18 protein-coding genes are annotated in these 17,301 nt (G+C 65.5%); 17 read left to right on the top strand and 1 reads right to left on the bottom strand.

Annotation, left to right across the window (positions count from 1 at the left end):
* The first annotated feature begins 92 nt into the window (after window positions 1-92).
* The 10 genes from K6T56_02035 (at window position 93) to K6T56_01990 (ending at window position 8,493) form a co-directional block, all read left to right on the top strand.
* Entirely contained in the window at window positions 93-1,883 is a 1,791-nt protein-coding gene (locus K6T56_02035) for a CsoS2 family carboxysome shell protein (GenBank protein MCL6555122.1), read from the top strand.
* 24 nt (window positions 1,884-1,907) lie between these two features.
* Window positions 1,908-3,497 carry a carboxysome shell carbonic anhydrase gene (locus K6T56_02030; GenBank protein MCL6555121.1) on the top strand — a complete coding sequence of 530 codons (1,590 nt, stop codon included), beginning with the start codon at window positions 1,908-1,910 and terminating at the stop codon, window positions 3,495-3,497.
* A 9-nt stretch (window positions 3,498-3,506) separates the two neighbouring features.
* On the top strand, window positions 3,507-3,758 hold the full coding sequence (locus K6T56_02025) for a carboxysome peptide A (protein MCL6555120.1): 252 nt from the start codon (window positions 3,507-3,509) through the stop codon (window positions 3,756-3,758).
* Window position 3,759: 1 nt separating this feature from the next.
* Window positions 3,760-4,050 carry a carboxysome peptide B gene (locus K6T56_02020; GenBank protein ID MCL6555119.1) on the top strand — a complete coding sequence of 97 codons (291 nt, stop codon included), beginning with the start codon at window positions 3,760-3,762 and terminating at the stop codon, window positions 4,048-4,050.
* 24 nt (window positions 4,051-4,074) lie between these two features.
* Window positions 4,075-4,362: a BMC domain-containing protein gene (locus K6T56_02015; GenBank protein ID MCL6555118.1), complete on the top strand. Its 288-nt coding sequence runs from the start codon at window positions 4,075-4,077 to the stop codon at window positions 4,360-4,362.
* A gap of 49 nt (window positions 4,363-4,411) precedes the next feature.
* Window positions 4,412-4,741 (top strand): BMC domain-containing protein, encoded by a 330-nt coding sequence (locus tag K6T56_02010; GenBank protein ID MCL6555117.1) that lies wholly within the window; start codon window positions 4,412-4,414, stop codon window positions 4,739-4,741.
* Window positions 4,742-4,755: 14 nt separating this feature from the next.
* Window positions 4,756-5,205, top strand: a complete 450-nt coding sequence (locus K6T56_02005; protein MCL6555116.1) for a ferritin — start codon at window positions 4,756-4,758, stop codon at window positions 5,203-5,205.
* The gene (locus tag K6T56_02000) at window positions 5,198-5,467 is read left to right on the top strand and encodes a 4a-hydroxytetrahydrobiopterin dehydratase (protein ID MCL6555115.1); all 270 of its coding nucleotides are present in this window, start codon (window positions 5,198-5,200) and stop codon (window positions 5,465-5,467) included. Before K6T56_02005 ends, K6T56_02000 begins: the two co-directional genes overlap by 8 nt.
* A 5-nt stretch (window positions 5,468-5,472) precedes the next feature.
* A complete protein-coding gene (locus tag K6T56_01995; protein MCL6555114.1) occupies window positions 5,473-6,111 on the top strand; it encodes a ParA family protein in 639 nt (212 codons plus the stop codon).
* Between the two features lie 216 nt (window positions 6,112-6,327).
* Window positions 6,328-8,493, top strand: coding sequence for an STAS domain-containing protein (locus K6T56_01990; GenBank protein MCL6555113.1), 2,166 nt, complete (start codon window positions 6,328-6,330; stop codon window positions 8,491-8,493).
* Here the strand turns inward: K6T56_01990 and K6T56_01985 are convergent.
* Complete coding sequence (locus K6T56_01985) at window positions 8,438-9,352, bottom strand: LysR family transcriptional regulator (GenBank protein ID MCL6555112.1); 915 nt, start codon at window positions 9,350-9,352, stop codon at window positions 8,438-8,440. The genes K6T56_01990 and K6T56_01985 overlap by 56 nt on opposite strands.
* A gap of 148 nt (window positions 9,353-9,500) precedes the next feature.
* Between K6T56_01985 and K6T56_01980 the strand changes: the two genes are divergently transcribed.
* The 7 genes from K6T56_01980 to K6T56_01950 all read left to right on the top strand — a co-directional run bounded on the left by K6T56_01980 (window position 9,501) and on the right by K6T56_01950 (window position 17,261).
* Window positions 9,501-10,922, top strand: a complete 1,422-nt coding sequence (locus K6T56_01980; protein MCL6555111.1) for a form I ribulose bisphosphate carboxylase large subunit — start codon at window positions 9,501-9,503, stop codon at window positions 10,920-10,922.
* A 104-nt stretch (window positions 10,923-11,026) separates the two neighbouring features.
* Window positions 11,027-11,383, top strand: coding sequence for a ribulose bisphosphate carboxylase small subunit (locus K6T56_01975; GenBank protein ID MCL6555110.1), 357 nt, complete (start codon window positions 11,027-11,029; stop codon window positions 11,381-11,383).
* A 206-nt stretch (window positions 11,384-11,589) separates the two neighbouring features.
* On the top strand, window positions 11,590-12,369 hold the full coding sequence (locus K6T56_01970) for a CbbQ/NirQ/NorQ/GpvN family protein (GenBank protein MCL6555109.1): 780 nt from the start codon (window positions 11,590-11,592) through the stop codon (window positions 12,367-12,369).
* 34 nt (window positions 12,370-12,403) lie between these two features.
* A complete protein-coding gene (locus K6T56_01965; GenBank protein ID MCL6555108.1) occupies window positions 12,404-14,740 on the top strand; it encodes a nitric oxide reductase activation protein NorD in 2,337 nt (778 codons plus the stop codon).
* Window positions 14,741-14,784: 44 nt separating this feature from the next.
* A complete protein-coding gene (locus tag K6T56_01960; GenBank protein ID MCL6555107.1) occupies window positions 14,785-15,966 on the top strand; it encodes a class II fructose-bisphosphate aldolase in 1,182 nt (393 codons plus the stop codon).
* The gene (locus tag K6T56_01955; GenBank protein ID MCL6555106.1) at window positions 15,959-16,264 is read left to right on the top strand and encodes a hypothetical protein; all 306 of its coding nucleotides are present in this window, start codon (window positions 15,959-15,961) and stop codon (window positions 16,262-16,264) included. Before K6T56_01960 ends, K6T56_01955 begins: the two co-directional genes overlap by 8 nt.
* Before the next feature lie 4 nt (window positions 16,265-16,268).
* Entirely contained in the window at window positions 16,269-17,261 is a 993-nt protein-coding gene (locus K6T56_01950; GenBank protein MCL6555105.1) for a threonylcarbamoyl-AMP synthase, read from the top strand.
* Window positions 17,262-17,301: the final 40 nt, after the last annotated feature.

Here is a 17,301-nt window from a genome sequence, read left to right as displayed (position 1 = left end):
TCTCCCTATAGTTGGCAACAAACGCTTATTCAGCGCAAGTGCCCGACCAACGGTAGCTAATGATCAACTTCTGAACCATAAGGCAATCGGATATGAGCCAAGCGACTGCAACCCCCCCGGGTGAAGCCCTCAGCGGCCGAGAAGCGGCTCTCGCCCGCCGCCGCGCGCTCTCCCTCAAAGGGAAGGGCGCCACCCCAGGCCCCATCACCAGCGGACCGGCAAGCGCCACCGCGGTCCGACTTGCCGCGCGCAACAGCGCCGCCGCGCCGGTCGCAGCCAACCCGGCCGCGCCTACAGCCGGCGAAAACGCCGACGCGGCAAGCTGTGGCTGCCAGCATGGCGAGCCCCTCTCCGCCCGCGTCGAGGAAGCCCGTCCTGCCGCGAATCTCACGCCTCTCCCGCTCTCCCCGGCGCGCCAGCGCCGCATGGAACAATCTCTGAGAGGGCGCGGCGACGCACCCCCCAGCCGCCCCTGCGGCCGGGTACGCCCGCAGCCGACGAAGGTGGAAATCGGCACCACGTTGGCCGGCACCCCCGTGACCGGCAGCCAGGTGGAGCGCACCTCACGCGTCACCGGCAACGAGGCCGGCACCTGCCGTACCATCACCGGCACCGAATACGTGGGCGCGGAGCAGTTCCGCGACTTCTGCGGCACGCTGCCCGAGCCGTCGCCGGCCAAGGTGGGTGTGACCAGCACCAGCCGCGGCCACCGTGTGACCGGCACCCAGGTGGGCCGCAGCAGCAAGGTCACCGGCGACGAATACGGCACGTGCAAGCGCGTGACCGGCACCGAATACCTGGCGGCGGAGCAGGTCCGCGACTTCTGCGGCACCGCCCCTGAGCCGGGTGCCCAGCCCGCGATCAGCGGGCAGAATGAGGAGGGAAACGCCCCAAAAAAGGTGGAAGTCAGTCACACGAGCGCTGGCGCAAGGGTGACCGGAACCCTACTGGGTCGTTCACCGAGCCTTACCGGCGTTGAGCAGGGCTCCTGCAAGCGTGTGACTGGCACCGACTACATCCCCAGCGAAGAGTTCGTTTCCTTCTGCCGCGAGCAACCTTACCAGCCGCCGGCCAAAGTGGGCGTGTCGCGCACCATCAAGGGTCAGGTCGTGACCGGCGCCCAGGTGGGCCGGTCGGTCCGGGTCACCGGCGACGAATACGGCGCGTGCAAGCCGGTGACCGGCAGCGCCTACATCGGCGCCGAGCAGTACGCGGAGTTCTGCGCCGCGCGTGCCGCGGCGGAAGCCATCAACCGCGCCCGTCTGGGCCGCAGTCCGGCGGTCACCGGCATCCAGCCCGGTCCCGACAGCAAGCTGACCGGCAACGCGCGCGGCGCATGCCAGCCGGTCAGCGGCACGCCCTACGTGGGTGAGGACCAGAGCGCCGAGGCCTGCGGCACGCCGCCCGCACCGAGGGTGTCAAGCGGCTTCTCCATCACCACGCCGGCGCGCATGGCGCGCAACAGCGAGGTCCGACGCATCACCGGCAGCGCCTACGGCGACAACGGCCGCATCACCGGGCCCATGGCCCGTGCCGTGGGCCTAGTCTCCGGCACGCCGGAGTTCCGCTACAGGGATGAAACGGCATCCGCCGCCCCCTCACGCCGCCCCGACGGTCAGGTGGATCGCATCACCGGCGAAGGCCGAGCGCGCCAGATCACCGGTGACGCCTGGGACCGGAACGACCGCGTGACCGGTACCGAAGGTCGTTCCGCCCAGAGCCGCAATCCGACGCTACGGGGCGCCTGGCGGGGTGGCGGCCTGAGCGCCCGCGACCACCGCGAAGCGGAACGTCCGACGCCCGCCCCCAGTCGCATCACCGGCAGCAGCGGCAATACCGAGGCCGGGGCACTCGTCACCCTGTCCGGAGGCGCCCGGGGCTGAACGGTTTGGCGAGGACGACGCTGCATGAACACCCGTCAACGCATGGCAGCGCTGCGCGGCCGTCAGGCGGCCCCTGCCACCGCCCCTGTCGGCATGGCTGTACGCACTGCACCCAGCTCCGCTGCGGCATTGCCGGGCTGGCCACAACGGCCAAGCTTCTGCCCGCCCGGCATGGAGGTGCGCGCCGGCGAATGCGTGAGCAGCGCGTGCAGCCCGCGCGCCCATCCGCTGATCGACGCTGCGCGCAATGCGGAACTGGCCGAGTACGAACGCGCCGTACGCGCCCGCTTCGACGCCATCGTTCCCATCCTGAAGGCCATCGCCGCACAGCAACACGAGGCGGGTTTCGAGCAGCGCGCGCAGCAGATCGCCCGGGAGCGCCTTGGCTTCGAACTGCCGGCGGACGTGCTGGGTGACGCCTGGGTGACCACCCTGGACATGCGCAAGCTATACGGATACAGCGTGCTGCAGACCTATTACGCGCTGGCTCGTGAACAGGCCGCAGGCGAAAACCGCCGCGAAGACGCGGAGGCCATGCAACGCTTCTTCATCGAATGCGGCTTTCATGAAGTGGATATCAGCCCCTGTGCCGATGGCCGCCTCAAGGGCTTGCTCCAGTTCGTGCTGCGCCTGCCCCTGCACTCGGTACGCCTCAAGTCCTATGCCGGCGCCCTGTTCGACGTCGAAATGAACGTGAAGCAGTGGATCGAGACCGAATTGCGCCGCTTCCGTGAAGGTGTGCCGACCCTGTCGGATGCCGGCACGCGCTACCTGAAAATCGCGGTCTACCACTTCAGCAGCTCGGACCCGCAGCACGAAGGCTGCGCGGCCCACGGCAGTGATGATCGCAAGGCGGCCCAGGGGGCCCTCGACCGCCTGGCGGCCTTCCGCACCGCGATCGAAAACGGGTTCTGCTGCGGCGCCTCGGTGGCGACATTGCTCATCGGCGTGGACACCGACAACGACGCGATCAGGGTACACGTGCCGGATGCCCAGGGCGAGATGAGCGTGGACTGCTTCGTGGACAACCTGAGCGTGTACCGCCGGACCGCCGACATGGCCGCCTCGCAAGCGGCGAGCAGTGTTACCGCCGCCATCGACGAGGCCGCCCGCGCCGCCGGCCGCAGCATGCCGGAGCCTGGCATGCGCCGCCTGATCGCGCGGCTGCTCACCAACAATCTGTCGCAGATCGATTACGTCTGCGCGCAGCACAACGGCCGCTATGCCGACATCGGCCATGCCGAGCGCCTGATCAACATCGGCGACAGCTTCGACGGGCTGCATCTGCGCAACCTCGCCTACTTCGGTCACCTGTACACCATCGAGGAGGGTGCGGCCGACCTAGACGTGGGCATCAGGATTTTCAGCAAGCTGAACGTGATCCACGGCCTGCCCATCCCGATCGCGATCCATTACCGCTACGACGAGCGGGTCCCGGGTTCGCGCGAGCGCGCGGTGGCCCGCTGCCGCCGCATCAAGGCGGCGATCGAGACGCGCTACCCGGAGCTTGCCAGGCAGGGTTTGCTCGTCTGCGGCATGACGGTGCAGGGCAAGCAGCCGGGCAGCGTGCAGGAAAGCGTTCCGGACATGGATACCAGCGCGAATGGACATTGAGGTGAAGCAATGAAGATCATGCAAGTGGAGAAAACACTGGTTTCGACCAACCGCGTGCGTGAACTGGGTCACCGCCCCCTTCTCGTGGTGCGTGAAAAAGCGGGCGGCGCCCGCCAGGTGGCGGTGGATGCCGTGGGCTGCGTCCCGGGCGATTGGGTGATCTGCGTTGGCAGCTCCGCGGCGCGCGAAGCGGCCGGCGCCAAGGACTTCCCGAGCGACCTGACCATTATCGGCATCATCGACCACTGGCAGGAGCACTGACATGGAGATCATGCGCGTGGTGTCGTCTCTGGTGTGTACCCGGCGCATTCCCGGTCTGTTCAACGCCTCGCTGCGCGTGCTGGCGGACGAGAAGGGCAAGCTCTCCGTGGCGGTGGACCCGGTGGGCGTGCCGGAAGGGAAATGGGTTTTTACCGCCGGTGGCTCGGCCGCCCGCTACGCCACCGGGGATTACAGGGTTCTCACCGACTTGACGATCCTGGGGATCATCGATCAGTGGGATGCGGCGGAAGAACGCCGTGAGGAAAGCAAGGCAGTTTCATCAACCGTGTAAAGGAGAAATATCATGGCAAGCGCAATGACGGGCATCGCCCTGGGAATGATTGAAACGCGTGGTCTGGTGCCGGCGATCGAAGCCGCCGACGCGATGACCAAGGCCGCGGAGGTGCGGCTGATCGGCCGCCAGTTCGTGGGCGGCGGCTACGTGACCGTAATGGTGCGTGGCGAGACCGGTGCGGTGAATGCCGCGGTGCGCGCCGGGGCGGATGCCTGCGAGCGCGTCGGGGATGGCCTCGTCGCCGCCCATATCATTGCCCGCGTCCACAGCGAGGTGGAAAACATTCTGCCGACCGCTGCCGCGGCCTAAAGGGAATTGAAGGCAAACTTTTATGAAGGAGATGAAAATGGCTAACGGAATGACTGGCATTGCCCTGGGCATGATCGAAACCCGCGGTCTGGTTCCGGCGATCGAAGCCGCCGACGCGATGACCAAAGCCGCGGAGGTGCGGCTGATCGGCCGCCAGTTCGTGGGTGGCGGCTACGTGACCGTGATGGTACGTGGCGAGACCGGTGCGGTGAATGCCGCGGTGCGCGCCGGGGCGGATGCCTGCGAGCGCGTGGGGGATGGCCTTGTCGCCGCCCATATCATTGCCCGCGTGCATGGCGAGGTGGAACGCATCCTGCCCACGGAGCCGACCGCCGGCGGCGCCGGGCGCGATGGCGATGTGACCGGCCTTGTCGTGTAGAGCAAGAGGGCGGCATGGCAATCGATCCACGGCTGTTGGGCTATCTGAACCGGGCATTGAGCCACGAAATGGCGGCGGTACTGCAATACATGGCGCAGTCCCGGCTCTGTGACCAGTGGAAAATGAGCGAGTACTGCGCCCATTTCCGGGAGGACGTCACCGAGGAAATCGGCCACGTCGAAAGCCTGATCGATGCGATGGTCAAGCTCGGCGTCGCGCCGAACGCCACCCAGCTGCCCCCGGTGCGGCTCGGACGGTCACTGCACGAATTGATCGCCATTGACCGCATGCTGGAAGTGGAGGCAATCCGCCTGTACGAGGAAGCCGCAGCCTACTGCGCGCGCGTGCGGGATTTCGCCCATCACCAGCTGTTCACGGGGATCCTGGGCGACGAACTGGCGCACCTTGATGAACTCGCCAGGATGGAAGCCGAGTTACCCGAAAAGGAGCAGCGCTATGCCTGACGACAGCGACCCGATCCCGAACTGGCAGCGACATGACCTGCCGCCGATGCTGAGCCGGCGCTTCGAATTCCGAAGCTATGCCGAGACCCGGCGCTTCCTCGATGCGGTGGCCAAGTTATCGGAAGAAACACAGCACTACCCGAATCTGACTTTTGGCAAGAACTACGTCAGTGTGACCCTCGACGCCGACGGCAAGAAGATCGGTGCAGAGATCATTGCCCTGGCGCAGCGCATCGACGCGCTGGCGGTGCCGGAGGAGTAGACGCCATGACCGCCCTGCGCATCGCGCTCGCGAACCAGAAGGGCGGGACCGGCAAGACCACTCTGGCGGTGAATCTCGCCGCCGGTCTGCAGCGTCGCGGACCGACGCTGCTTTTGGATGCAGACCCGCAGGGCTCCGCCAGCCATTGGATGCGGGTGGGGGGTGCCGCCGGCGATCTGGCACCGGTGCAGCGCGTGGTTGCTGAAGAAGTGCGGACGAAGATCGGGCAGGCCGCGCAGCATCACCGCTACGTGCTGGTGGACTGCCCGCCCCATCTGGAATCCGGCGTGCTGCGGGAGGTGATGCAGGCGGTTGACCTGCTGCTGGTACCGGTGCAGCCGTCGCCGCCCGACCTGTGGGCGAGCGTCGACATGATCGCGGCGGTACAGGAGGCGCGGCGGGGCAATGCGCGGCTCAAGGCGTATTTGGTGCTCAACCAGCTCGACCGGCGCAATGCGCTGTCGCGAGCCATGCACCAGGCCCTGGCGGAGTTCGAGGTCCCGGTGCTTAACAGCGGCCTGGCGCGGCGCGCCGCTTACCGCAACGCAGCGCTGGAAGGCAGCAGCGTCTATGGCCTGGGCAAGCGGGGTGGTGCCGCTATCCAGGAAGTGGAATCCATCATCAACGAGGTCTTGAGATCATGAGCAAGCTATCGAACAAGCTGGCAGCCGGCGTGCGCAAAGTGAAGGCGAAACAGGAATCACCGCCTGCCGCATCGGCCCCGCCCCAACCCGAAGCCGGCCGAGAAGCCAGACCCGCCGCGCAACGGCGGTCAGTCCCCTCCGAACTTCATCCGGCGCGCATCTGGCCGGACTGATCCACGTCCCTGATTCCTCAAGGCCACCGGAGCCGAGCCAAACATGGCCGTGGCGAGAACCGCCTGGCTAAGCCGGGCGTTGCCCTTCCTCGACTGGTTCCCGATGACGCGCGCGAGCCTGCGCGCGGACCTGCTCGCTGGCATCACCGTGACCCTGGTACTGGTGCCGCAGAGCATGGCCTACGCCCAACTGGCCGGCCTGCCTGTCGTGTATGGGCTGTATGCCGCCTTCGTACCGGTGATCGTCGCCGCCCTGTGGGGTTCGCTGCGACAGCTGCACACCGGGCCGACGGCGATGCTGTCGCTGCTGTCAGCGCAAGCCTTGCTTCCCTTTGCGATTGTCGGGAGCCCGGAATTCATCGAACTTTCCATCATGCTGGCGTTGATGGTCGGTGTATTGCGCCTGGCGTTGGGCGCGTTCCGGCTCGGGCTGGTGGTGAACTTCCTCTCCCATCCGGTGATCATTGGCTTCACCAATGCGGCAGCACTGATCATCGGCCTGTCCCAGCTCAACAAGCTGCTGAACGTGCCGATGCCACGTAGCGATTTTTTCCTCGGCGACCTGTGGGCGGTGGCGCAGCAGCTCGGCAACGCCCACTGGCCGACCCTGGCCTTTGCGCTCACCGGCTTCGCCATCGTGTTCGGCCTGCAGCGGTTTGCACCGCGGCTCCCGGCCGTGCTGATCGCAATCGTGGTCACCACCGCCCTCAGCCAGGTCGTTGGCTTCGAGCGATCCACCACCGTCAACGTGGCAGCCATTCGGGACGAGGGCGTGCGCGCGATGATCACTGACTTTAGTCGGATCAACGACGAAATCCGGCGCGAGAGTCAGGCCATCGCCAGGCTGAAGGCGGAGCTCGCCCGCAACCGGCCGAAGGATGACGCGGCCCGCCTGCGGCATACGGAACTGGCTGCCGAGATCGAGAAACATAAGATGCGTTTGAAGATTCTCGAGGAGCAGGCCTTCCGCAGCCGGAGCCAACTGCATCAGATCGACCTTCGACGCGTGGACAAAGAAGACGGCGTGATCTACCAGCCAGTGGGCCGTGTGCCCGAAGGCAAGGCACTAGGCGTGAGCCACTGGCGCATCGCCGGCGTGAGCGGCGATGTGATCAAGCTCAGCAGCGGCGGCGAGGTGGTGGGCACCATCCCTGCCGGATTGCCCAGCTTTAAGCCGCCACGCGTGGACTGGGAGCTGGTGTTGCCACTGCTGCCGGCGGCGCTGATCATGGCGCTGCTCGGCTTCATGGAGGCCACCTCCATCTCCAAGGCGATCAGCGCCCGCACCGGCCAGCGCGTGGACACCAATCGCGAACTCATCGGGCAGGGCCTGGCCAACATCGTCGGCAGCTTTTTCCAGGCCTATGTCGTGAGTGGCTCCTTCTCCCGTTCGGCCGTCGCGGCGCAGGCAGGCGCGCAGACTGGCCTGTTCGCCATCGTCAGCGCACTTGGGGTGATGGTGGTGATCCTGTTCATGACGCCGCTGCTGTATCACCTGCCGCAGGCGGTGCTCGCGGTCATCATCATGTTTGCTGCATTCGGACTGGTGCGCATCCAGCCGCTGGTGCAGGCCTGGCGGGTCAACCGCACCGATGCCCTGATCGGCATCGCCACCTTTGTTGCGACCCTTGCCCTGGCGCCGGCGCTGGCCAACGGCATCTTGGTGGGCGTAGGCCTGACGGTGGGGGTGTATCTGCTGCGCAACATGCGGCCGCGGGCCGTGATTCTCGGCCGCCGCGCCGACGGGGTGCTGGCAGGCATGGAGACGCACGGCCTACCACCGGTGAGCGAGTACTATGTAGTGATGCGCTTCGATGGCTCCCTCAACTTCGTGAACGTGGCCCACTTCGAGGACGCCGTGCTGCGAGCCCTCGCGCGCTTTCCGAAAGCGAAGGCGGTGCTGGTGGTGGGTAGCGGCATCAACGACATCGACGCATCGGGCGAGGAGCAGTTGCGAAGCCTTGCGCGCCAGCTACAGGCGAAGGGCGTGGCGCTGTACTTCAGCAGCCTCAAGCAGCAGGTGCGGGCGGCGTTCGCGCGCGGTGGGCTCGCTGAGGTGATCCCGGACGGGCACGTATTCGCAACTAAGGAACAGGCCCTGCGCGCGCTGGAGGCGGCATACGGCGGGCAGCCTCCGGCGGCGGAGGCGGAGTTCAGGCCGGAGAGTGGGAAAGCAGCGTCGCCGCCTCGTCCAACAGGAAGTTTTTGAACGCCTGCGCCACGCCGGACAGGCGCTTGTCCTTCCGGTGCACGATGTACCAATGGCGCCGGATGGGAAACCCCTCCACATCCAGCACCTTGAGGCGCCGGGCGGACAGTTCCAGTTCCACCGTGTGCAGGGAAACCACGCCCAGGCCAAGCCCCGCCTGGACGCCCTGTTTGATGGCTTCGGTGCTGCTCATTTCCATGCCGGTGCGGATCGGTACGCCATGGGCTTCGAAATACCTTTCCATGCTGATCCGGGTTCCCGATCCTTCCTCCCGCATGAGGAAGGTTTCCTCGCCGAGGCGGGCAAGGGGGATGCCCTTCTGGCGCGTAAGCGGGTGGTTGACCGGAGCGATGACCACCAGCGGGTTTTCCATGAAGGACTCGGCGATCAGGTCCAGGCCGTCGGGGGGCTGACCCATGATGGCCAGATCCATCTCGTTGTGGGCAAGCTGCTGCAGCAGGACCTGGCGGTTGGTGACGGTGAGGCTCACCGTCACCGTGGGAAAGCGTTGGCTGAAGGTGGCCAGAAGCTGCGGCGCGAAATAATTGGCGGTGCTGGCCACGGAAATTTTGAGTTTGCCCCGCTTCAAGCCCTTGAGTTCTCCCATGACGGCTTCCGCCTCGGCAAGCTGCTGGGCGATGAGCCGGGCGTAGTGGTAGAGCTCATGGCCGGCTTCGGTGAGATAGATCTTTTTGCCCAGCTGCTCGATGAGGGGCATGCCGACGTTTTCCTCGAGCTGCTTGATCTGCATGGAAACCGCAGGCTGGGTGAGATGGAGCTCCTGCGCCGCCCGGGTGAAACTCCGGTGGCGTGCCACCGCCTCGAAGACCGAAAGCTGCCGGAAAGTGAGGTGAAGCATCCCTGTGGAACCTGCCAAAGATAAGCGATAGCTTATCCTAATTATCAAAAACTTTCACTATTCCTTATGGCGGGGTTGGCTTATAGTTCGGGCTCGCGCTGCATGACCCTGGTGCGATGTCTGATTTTTTTACCGATTGGAGGTTCACATGGCCGTCAAGACCTACACCGCTGGTGTGAAAGAGTACCGGCAGACCTACTGGATGCCCGACTATACGCCTTTGGATACCGACATCCTGGCCTGCTTCAAGATCACCCCCCAGCCTGGCGTGGACCGGGAGGAGGCTGCCGCCGCGGTCGCCGCGGAATCTTCCACCGGCACCTGGACCACGGTGTGGACCGACCTTCTGACCGACCTCGACTACTACAAGGGGCGCGCCTACAAGATCGAGGACGTGCCGGGTGACGACACCTGCTTCTACGCCTACGTGGCCTATCCCATCGACCTCTTCGAGGAAGGCTCGGTGGTCAACGTCTTCACCTCCCTGGTGGGCAACGTCTTCGGCTTCAAGGCGATCCGCGCCCTGCGTCTGGAGGACGTGCGTTTCCCGATCGCCTATGTCAAGACCTGCGGCGGCCCGCCCCATGGTATCCAGGTGGAGCGGGACATCCTGAACAAGTATGGCCGTCCGCTTCTGGGTTGCACCATCAAGCCCAAGCTGGGCCTGTCGGCGAAAAACTACGGCCGCGCTGTCTATGAGTGCCTGCGTGGAGGCCTGGACTTCACCAAGGACGACGAGAACGTCAACAGCCAGCCCTTTATGCGCTGGAAGCAGCGTTTCGATTTCGTCATGGAGGCCATCCACAAGGCCGAGCGGGAGACGGGTGAGCGCAAGGGCCACTATCTCAACGTGACCGCGCCGACGCCGGACGAGATGTTCAAGCGCGCCGAGTACGCGAAGGAAATCGGTGCGCCCATCATCATGCACGACTACATCACCGGCGGCTTCTGCGCCCACACGGGGCTTGCCAACTGGTGCCGCGAAAACGGTCTGTTGCTGCATGTGCACCGTGCCATGCACGCCGTGATGGACCGCAATCCGCACCATGGCATCCATTTCCGGGTGCTCGCCAAGGTGCTGCGCCTGATGGGCGGCGACCACCTGCACACCGGTACCGTGGTGGGCAAGCTGGAAGGCGACCGCGCCGCCACCCTGGGCTGGATCGACCTCTTGCGGGAGAGCTACATCCAGGAGGACCGCTCCCGCGGCATCTTCTTCGATCAGGACTGGGGCTCCATGCCCGGCGTCTTCGCCGTGGCTTCCGGCGGCATCCACGTCTGGCACATGCCGGCGCTGGTCACGATCTTCGGTGATGATGCCGTGTTGCAGTTCGGCGGCGGCACCCTGGGTCATCCCTGGGGCAACGCCGCTGGTGCGGCGGCCAACCGGGTGGCCCTGGAGGCCTGTGTCGAAGCCCGCAACGAGGGCCGGCAACTGGAGAAGGAAGGCAAGGCCATCCTGGAAGCGGCTGCCAAGCACTCGCCCGAACTCAAGGTCGCCATGGAGACCTGGAAGGAGATCAAGTTCGAGTTCGACACCGTGGACAAGCTGGACGTCGCCCACAAATAAGATCAGCGATCTGGATCCGGGATTGAGGCCGAAGGGCGCCGATCTGCCGCGTCCTGCCGGATCCCGGTCCGTGATCCTGTACCCCAACCGAAAAGGAACGTGAAATGTCTGAAATGATGGATTACAAATCGCGGCTTTCCGACCCTGCCAGCCGCAAGTTCGAAACCTTCTCCTACCTGCCGGAGATGAGCAAGGAGCAGATTCGCAAGCAGGTGGAATATATCGTCAAGAAGGGCTGGAACCCGGCCATCGAGCACACCGAACCGGAAAACGCCTTCGGCCACTACTGGTACATGTGGAAGCTGCCCATGTTCGGCGAAACCGATGTGGACAAAATCCTCGCCGAGGCGGAGGCCTGCCACAAGGCCAACCCCGGCCACCATGTGCGGCTGATCGGCTACGACAACTACGCGCAGTCCCAGGGCACGGCCATGGTGATCTACCGCGGCAAGCCGGTCTGACGGCGCGGCAGGGTGGAGGTCGTCAAACCCCCGCCGCCGTCAGGTGGCGGGGGTTTTTGTTTGGGGGCTCAAAGGTGAGAAGGCAAAGGGCTGGACCTCTACATGAAGGCTGCGCCCCTTCGACACCCAATGGCCGTGGCGAGGCGCCATGACGTTTGCGTTGAAGCATTCCGGAGTCAACCATGAGTGACATCATCAAGCAGTACCTGATCGAGAAGGAGCCCTACTATCGCCCCGTGGGGGACGAAGTGGAGCTTTATGAGGCGGCCTATTCGGTGCGCATGCCCATGATGCTGAAAGGCCCCACCGGCTGCGGCAAGACCCGTTTCGTCGAATACATGGCCTGGCGGCTGAAAAAGCCCCTCATCACCGTCGCCTGCAACGAGGACATGACCGCTTCCGACCTGGTGGGCCGTTTCCTCCTCGATGCCCAGGGCACGCGCTGGCAGGATGGGCCCCTGGCGCTGGCCGCCCGCTATGGCGCCATCTGTTACCTCGATGAGGTGGTGGAAGCGCGCCAGGACACCACCGTGGTGATCCACCCGCTCACCGACAATCGCCGCGTGTTGCCCCTGGAAAAGAAAGGCGAGCTCATCCATGCCCATCCGGATTTCCAGCTCGTCATTTCCTACAACCCCGGCTATCAGTCGCTGATGAAGGACCTGAAACAGTCCACCAAGCAACGTTTCGGTGCGCTGGACTTCAATTATCCCGAGCACGACATCGAAACCGAGATCGTCGCCCATGAGGCGGGCATTGCCCCGGAAATTGCCGACAAGCTGGTTTCCATCGCCGAGCGTGCCCGCAATCTCAAGGGGCATGGCCTGGACGAAGGGATTTCCACCCGCATGCTGGTGTATGCCGGCAGCCTGATCGCCAAGGGCGTGGAGCCCAAGGCGGCCTGCCGCGTCGCCCTGGTGCGTCCCATCACGGATGATCCGGACATGCGGGATGCGCTCGATGCCGCCGTCACCACCTTCTTCTGATCGCGCTTGAATACCGCTTGTACGAAGGTCTGGCATGTCAGTCAACCTCGACGATTACAAAGACCTGGTCGAAGCGCTGAGCCCCGATTCCCAGGAAGCCCTGCGCGCCACCTGGGTGGAGGCGACGAAGATCTACTCGCCGCGGGGGCTCGACAACTACCTCAAGGGCGCCATGGCGCTGAAGAGTCTGGGCCGGGGCTGCGACCTGGTGGTGGCGTGGCTGGAAAATGCGCCCCTGGTGGCCAAGGAGGTGGGGGAGGATGTGATCCCCGATCTGGCCACCACGGCGCTCAGCCTTGCCTCGAAGACCTCGGGCGCGGTGCTGGAGCTCATCCTCTCCACGGCGCCGACGGCGGCACGCCGCCTGGGCGATGCGGATCTGTTCCGCAAATACCTGCAGTTCCTCAATGTCCTCGTCGCCCAGGCTCCGCGTGGGGTGCGGCCCATGCTGGACAAACTGGACGTGCTTTTGGGCCAGCTTACGCTGGGCGGGTTGCGCCGCTGGGCCCTGTGGGGGGCGCATGCCCACCGGACCGATTACGAGGCACAGGTCAGATATTTCGGCCTGGAGAGCAAAGAATCGCTGGCCGTCCTGCAAAAGGAACGCAAGGGGACGCTGTTCATCGATGTGCAGCGGCGCATCAACATGTACCTGCGGGCCCTGTGGGGACGGGATTTCTTCATGAAGCCCACCTCGGGCGATTTCGAGACGCGGGAAGGCTACAAACCCTACATCGAAGACTATTTCATCCATCTGCCGGATGCCTTCGACGATTTCATCACTCCCTCCGGCACCCAGGTCCCGGGGCTGGAGGTGTACCGTGCAGCGGCGGCCCATGCGGCGGCACACATCGTCTACACCCGCGAACCCATTTCCGCGGAGGCCCTCAACCCCTGGCAGATGGCGGTGATCTCGGTGATCGAGGACGCCCGCGTGGAAACGCTGGCACTGCGCCGGTTCCCCGGTCTGAAGCAGCTCTGGGCGCGCCTGCATGTCATCACCCCGCAGCAAGAGGCCTCAGCGGGTGACTATCTCAATCGCCTGGCCCGCGCCCTGCTCGATGAGACCTATGAGGACGACGACCCCTGGATCATCGAGGGGCGGCGCCGGTTTGCCGAGGCCGCCGAGCGGCTGGAGACCAACCAGACCTCCTGGGACATCGGCGTGGCCCTGGCCCATGACTTCCTCAGCCGGCGCATCCCCTTCAATCCCCGCACCGACGTCCTGATCGCACCCTATCGCGATGACAACCGGTATTTCTGGGCCTTCGAGGAGTTCGATTTCAACAAGGCTATTGCCGCCGGCTACGAAAAACCCCGGCAGGTGCGCAAATATGTCTCCGTGATGGAGATGGTCAACGAGGTGGATGTGGAGCTCGCCGGCGACGATGCCCAGGAAATCTGGGTGCTGCCCACCGAGTTCTACCTGGACGAAGGGGTGACCATCAATGAGCTGGAAGGCAAAGAGCCGGTGTCGCCCCCCTTCCACTACCCGGAGTGGGATTACCAGATTCAGCTCGAGCGCCCCAGTTGGGTGACGGTGGTGGAAAAGCGCGCCAAGGCGGGCGAGCTTGCCCTCATCGACGACATCACCGCCCAGCACAAGCGCCTCATCTCGCGTATGAAATTCCTCCTTGATGCCATGCAGCCCCAGGGCGTGCAGCGCATCCGCAAGCTGGAGGATGGCGACGAGATTGACATCAATGCCGCCATCCGCGCGCAGATCGACATCCGCATGGGGCAGCAGCCCGATCCCCGCATCATGATGCGTTCGGTGCGCAAGACGCGGGACATCTCCGTGCTGGTCCTGCTGGACCTTTCCGAATCCACCAACGAAAACGTGGCAGGACAGGACTACACCGTGCTGGAACTCACCCGTCAGGCCTGCGTGCTGCTTGCCGACGCCATCCACAAGGTGGGCGATCCCTTCGCCATCCATGGTTTCTGTTCCGACGGGCGCCACAACGTGGAGTATTTCCGCTTCAAGGATTTCGACGAGCCCTATGGCGACAAGCCCAAGGCCCGGCTGGCCGGGATGACGGGGCAGTTGTCCACCCGCATGGGGGCGGCTATCCGGCACGCCACCCATTATCTGCGCCAGCAGAAATCGGCGAAGAAACTGCTCATGGTCATCACCGATGGCGAGCCGGCAGACGTGGACGTGCGTGACCCCCAATACCTGCGCTACGACACCAAGAAGGCGGTGGAAGAGGCGGCGCGGGTGGGCATCGTCACCTACTGCATGAGCCTCGACCCCCGCGCGGACCAGTACGTCTCGCGCATCTTCGGCGCCCGCAACTACCTGGTGGTGGACCACGTCGAGCGGCTGCCGGAAAAACTGCCGCTACTTTACGCCGGCCTGACGCGCTAGGCCGGGGTCTTTCGAGGGGTTCCGCAACGCAGGGAGAGGAAGACATGCTCATCCACATGCGCGACCTGTTGCAATATGCGCGAAGCCGGCGCTTCGCCGTGGGCGGCTATGACATCGTCAGCCTGGAGTTTCTCGAGGCCATCATCGCCGCCTGCGAGCGGGATGCGGCGCCGGCCATCCTCAGTCTTGCTGAGTCCCATTTCCACCACTACGACTTTGCCACCCTGATGCCGGCCGTGGTGGCGGCCGCGCGTCGCGCCCGGGTGCCCCTTGCCATCCACCTCGACCACGGCCTGAGTCGCGCCAGCGTCATCGAGGCCATCCGTCACGGGGTCAACGGCGTGATGATCGACGGCTCCCATCTGCCCTATGGGGAAAACGTCGCCCTCACCCGCGACATCGTGGAACTCGCCCATGGCTGCGGTATCCCGGTGGAAGCCGAGCTGGGCTATGTGCCTGGCGTGGAGGGGGAGGATGCCGCCCTGCACCCGGGGGAGCTAAACATGACAGAGCCGGAAGAGGCGGCGCGTTTCGTCGCTGAGACCGGCTGTGACTGTCTGGCGGTCTCCGTGGGCACGGTGCACGGCCGCATGCGGGGCACCCCGGCGCTGGATTTTGGTCGCCTTGCAGCCATTCGCGACGCGGTGGCGGTGCCCCTGGTCATCCACGGGGGCACCGGCCTCCTCGATGACCAATACCGCTGCCTGGTGGAAGCCGGCATGACCAAGCTCAACTATTACACGGCGCTGTCGGATGCCGCGGCGGATTGCATTCGCGCCAACGCGGGCGTGGCTGGCGCGGGTTATCCCCAGCTTCTGGCGGGCGTGCGGGAGGCCATTGCCCGCGAGGTCTCACGCATGAATGCCCTGCTGGGCGCCACGGGACGGGCGCAGGAAGTGGCGGCAGCCTGCCGGCCGTGGCGGGAAGTGTTGCACAGCATCGGCTTCAACTTGCCGGCGGAAATGCCCCCCGAGGCGCGGGAGGCGCTGCTGCGGCAGGGTGTGAAGACCCTGTCGGCGATTCCCGGCGTGCGTGCCGTGGAAGCCGGTGTCGCCCTGCGCGGGGATGCCCGTTATCATTATTGCTGGAGCATCCGTTTCAGCGCGCCGGAAGTGGTGGAGTCCTATGCGCGCCATCCGGCCCATTGCGATTATGCGGATCGCTTCTTCCGGCCCGCGGCGACGGACCGCCTCACCATCGATTACCGCCTCGATCACCATGACTGACGCCAAGCGTTACGTGGGGCTGTTTCAGGACGGCCATGGGCTTACCCAGTTGGGCCGCATCGTCGTCGATGCTTGGGTATTCGGCCTCATTCCAGAAACGGAGGACTGCGCCGGCTGGGACCTGGGGCGCATGCAGGCGCTCATGGAGCGGGTGGACGCGGAATGGGACAAATACGGCAACCTGCCCAGCCGCCTGCCGCCTGAGCTTAAGGAGCGTCACGCCGCCCTCTACGCCCGCATCATGGAGGAGGCCCGGCGCAAAGGCTGGGATCCCGAGCTCAGCGAAGACGACGAATAGCCCCGTGCCCGAAATCTCCCGTGACGTGGCTTATGCGGTGGCGCGCCTTGCCGCCGGCGGGGTGGTGGCCATCCCCACGGAAACCGTCTATGGCCTGGCCGCCGATGCCCGCAACGTGGAGGCCGTGGGGCGGGTGTTCGCCATCAAAGGCCGGCCGGCCGACCACCCCCTCATCGTGCACATCGGCGGGGCGGCCCAGCTTTCCGATTGGGCCAAGGACATTCCCGCCGAGGCATACACCCTGGCGCGGCGGTTCTGGCCCGGTCCCCTCACCCTCGTGCTCAAGCGTCTGCCCGATGTGCCGGACGTGGTGACCGGCGGCCAGGATACCGTTGCCCTGCGCGTGCCGGCGCATTCCCTGACCCTTGAACTCCTGCGTCGTTTCGGCGGTGGCCTCGCGGCGCCTTCGGCCAACCGCTTCGGTCGCCTAAGCCCCACCCGCCCCGAACACGTGGTGGCGGAGCTTGACGGGGCGGTGGACTTCATCCTCGACGGGGGGCCCTGCCGGGTGGGGCTGGAATCCACCATCCTCGATCTCACCGGGGACGAACCCCACCTGCTGCGCCCGGGCGCCGTGAGTCTGGCGGCGCTGGAAGCTGTCCTCGGCCGGCCGGTGGCCCGGGGCGGGAAAAGCCGCGTGCGTGCGCCCGGTGGCCTGCCCGCCCATTATGCGCCGGCCACACCGCTTCTGCTCCTAGCCGGTGATCGGCTCTGGCAGGAGGCGGCGCGCCAGGCGGCGACGGCGCGCATCGCCGTGCTCACCCACTCGGGGGCGGAAAGCCTGCCCCGGGCCACCGTCGTCACGCTGCCTTCGCGTCCCGAGGACTATGCGCGGGAACTCTACGCGACGCTGCGGGAACTCGATGCGGGGGGCTTCGACCTCATCCTCGTCGAGGCCGTGCCCGAAAGCGAGGAGTGGCTTGCCATTGCCGACCGCCTGCAGCGCGCGGCGGCAGGGCATCGCGAGTTGGGGGGTTCCCCTCAGGAGAGGGGGTGAGACGACCTCGTGGGGATCCTTCGCCCCTCAGGGGGCACGT

The sequence above is a fragment of the Burkholderiales bacterium genome (assembly GCA_023511995.1).
GTDB lineage: Bacteria > Pseudomonadota > Gammaproteobacteria > Burkholderiales > Thiobacteraceae > Thiobacter.
Note: the sequence above shows the minus strand (reverse complement) of the source record. Positions and strands in the feature narration are given on the sequence as shown.

What these genes read in the sequence shown, in the direction of transcription:
- K6T56_01960 (MCL6555107.1), top strand. Translation starts at nt 14,785, where the DNA reads ATGCTCATCCACATGCGCGACCTGTTGCAATATGCGCGAAGCCGGCGC.
- K6T56_02025 (MCL6555120.1), top strand. Translation starts at nt 3,507, where the DNA reads ATGAAGATCATGCAAGTGGAGAAAACACTGGTTTCGACCAACCGCGTG.
- K6T56_02020 (MCL6555119.1), top strand. Translation starts at nt 3,760, where the DNA reads ATGGAGATCATGCGCGTGGTGTCGTCTCTGGTGTGTACCCGGCGCATT.
- K6T56_02005 (MCL6555116.1), top strand. Translation starts at nt 4,756, where the DNA reads ATGGCAATCGATCCACGGCTGTTGGGCTATCTGAACCGGGCATTGAGC.
- K6T56_01990 (MCL6555113.1), top strand. Translation starts at nt 6,328, where the DNA reads ATGGCCGTGGCGAGAACCGCCTGGCTAAGCCGGGCGTTGCCCTTCCTC.
- K6T56_02035 (MCL6555122.1), top strand. Translation starts at nt 93, where the DNA reads ATGAGCCAAGCGACTGCAACCCCCCCGGGTGAAGCCCTCAGCGGCCGA.
- K6T56_01985 (MCL6555112.1), bottom strand. Translation starts at nt 9,352, where the DNA reads ATGCTTCACCTCACTTTCCGGCAGCTTTCGGTCTTCGAGGCGGTGGCA.
- K6T56_02030 (MCL6555121.1), top strand. Translation starts at nt 1,908, where the DNA reads ATGAACACCCGTCAACGCATGGCAGCGCTGCGCGGCCGTCAGGCGGCC.
- K6T56_01975 (MCL6555110.1), top strand. Translation starts at nt 11,027, where the DNA reads ATGTCTGAAATGATGGATTACAAATCGCGGCTTTCCGACCCTGCCAGC.
- K6T56_01995 (MCL6555114.1), top strand. Translation starts at nt 5,473, where the DNA reads ATGACCGCCCTGCGCATCGCGCTCGCGAACCAGAAGGGCGGGACCGGC.
- K6T56_02015 (MCL6555118.1), top strand. Translation starts at nt 4,075, where the DNA reads ATGACGGGCATCGCCCTGGGAATGATTGAAACGCGTGGTCTGGTGCCG.
- K6T56_02010 (MCL6555117.1), top strand. Translation starts at nt 4,412, where the DNA reads ATGACTGGCATTGCCCTGGGCATGATCGAAACCCGCGGTCTGGTTCCG.
- K6T56_01965 (MCL6555108.1), top strand. Translation starts at nt 12,404, where the DNA reads ATGTCAGTCAACCTCGACGATTACAAAGACCTGGTCGAAGCGCTGAGC.
- K6T56_02000 (MCL6555115.1), top strand. Translation starts at nt 5,198, where the DNA reads ATGCCTGACGACAGCGACCCGATCCCGAACTGGCAGCGACATGACCTG.
- K6T56_01980 (MCL6555111.1), top strand. Translation starts at nt 9,501, where the DNA reads ATGGCCGTCAAGACCTACACCGCTGGTGTGAAAGAGTACCGGCAGACC.
- K6T56_01955 (MCL6555106.1), top strand. Translation starts at nt 15,959, where the DNA reads ATGACTGACGCCAAGCGTTACGTGGGGCTGTTTCAGGACGGCCATGGG.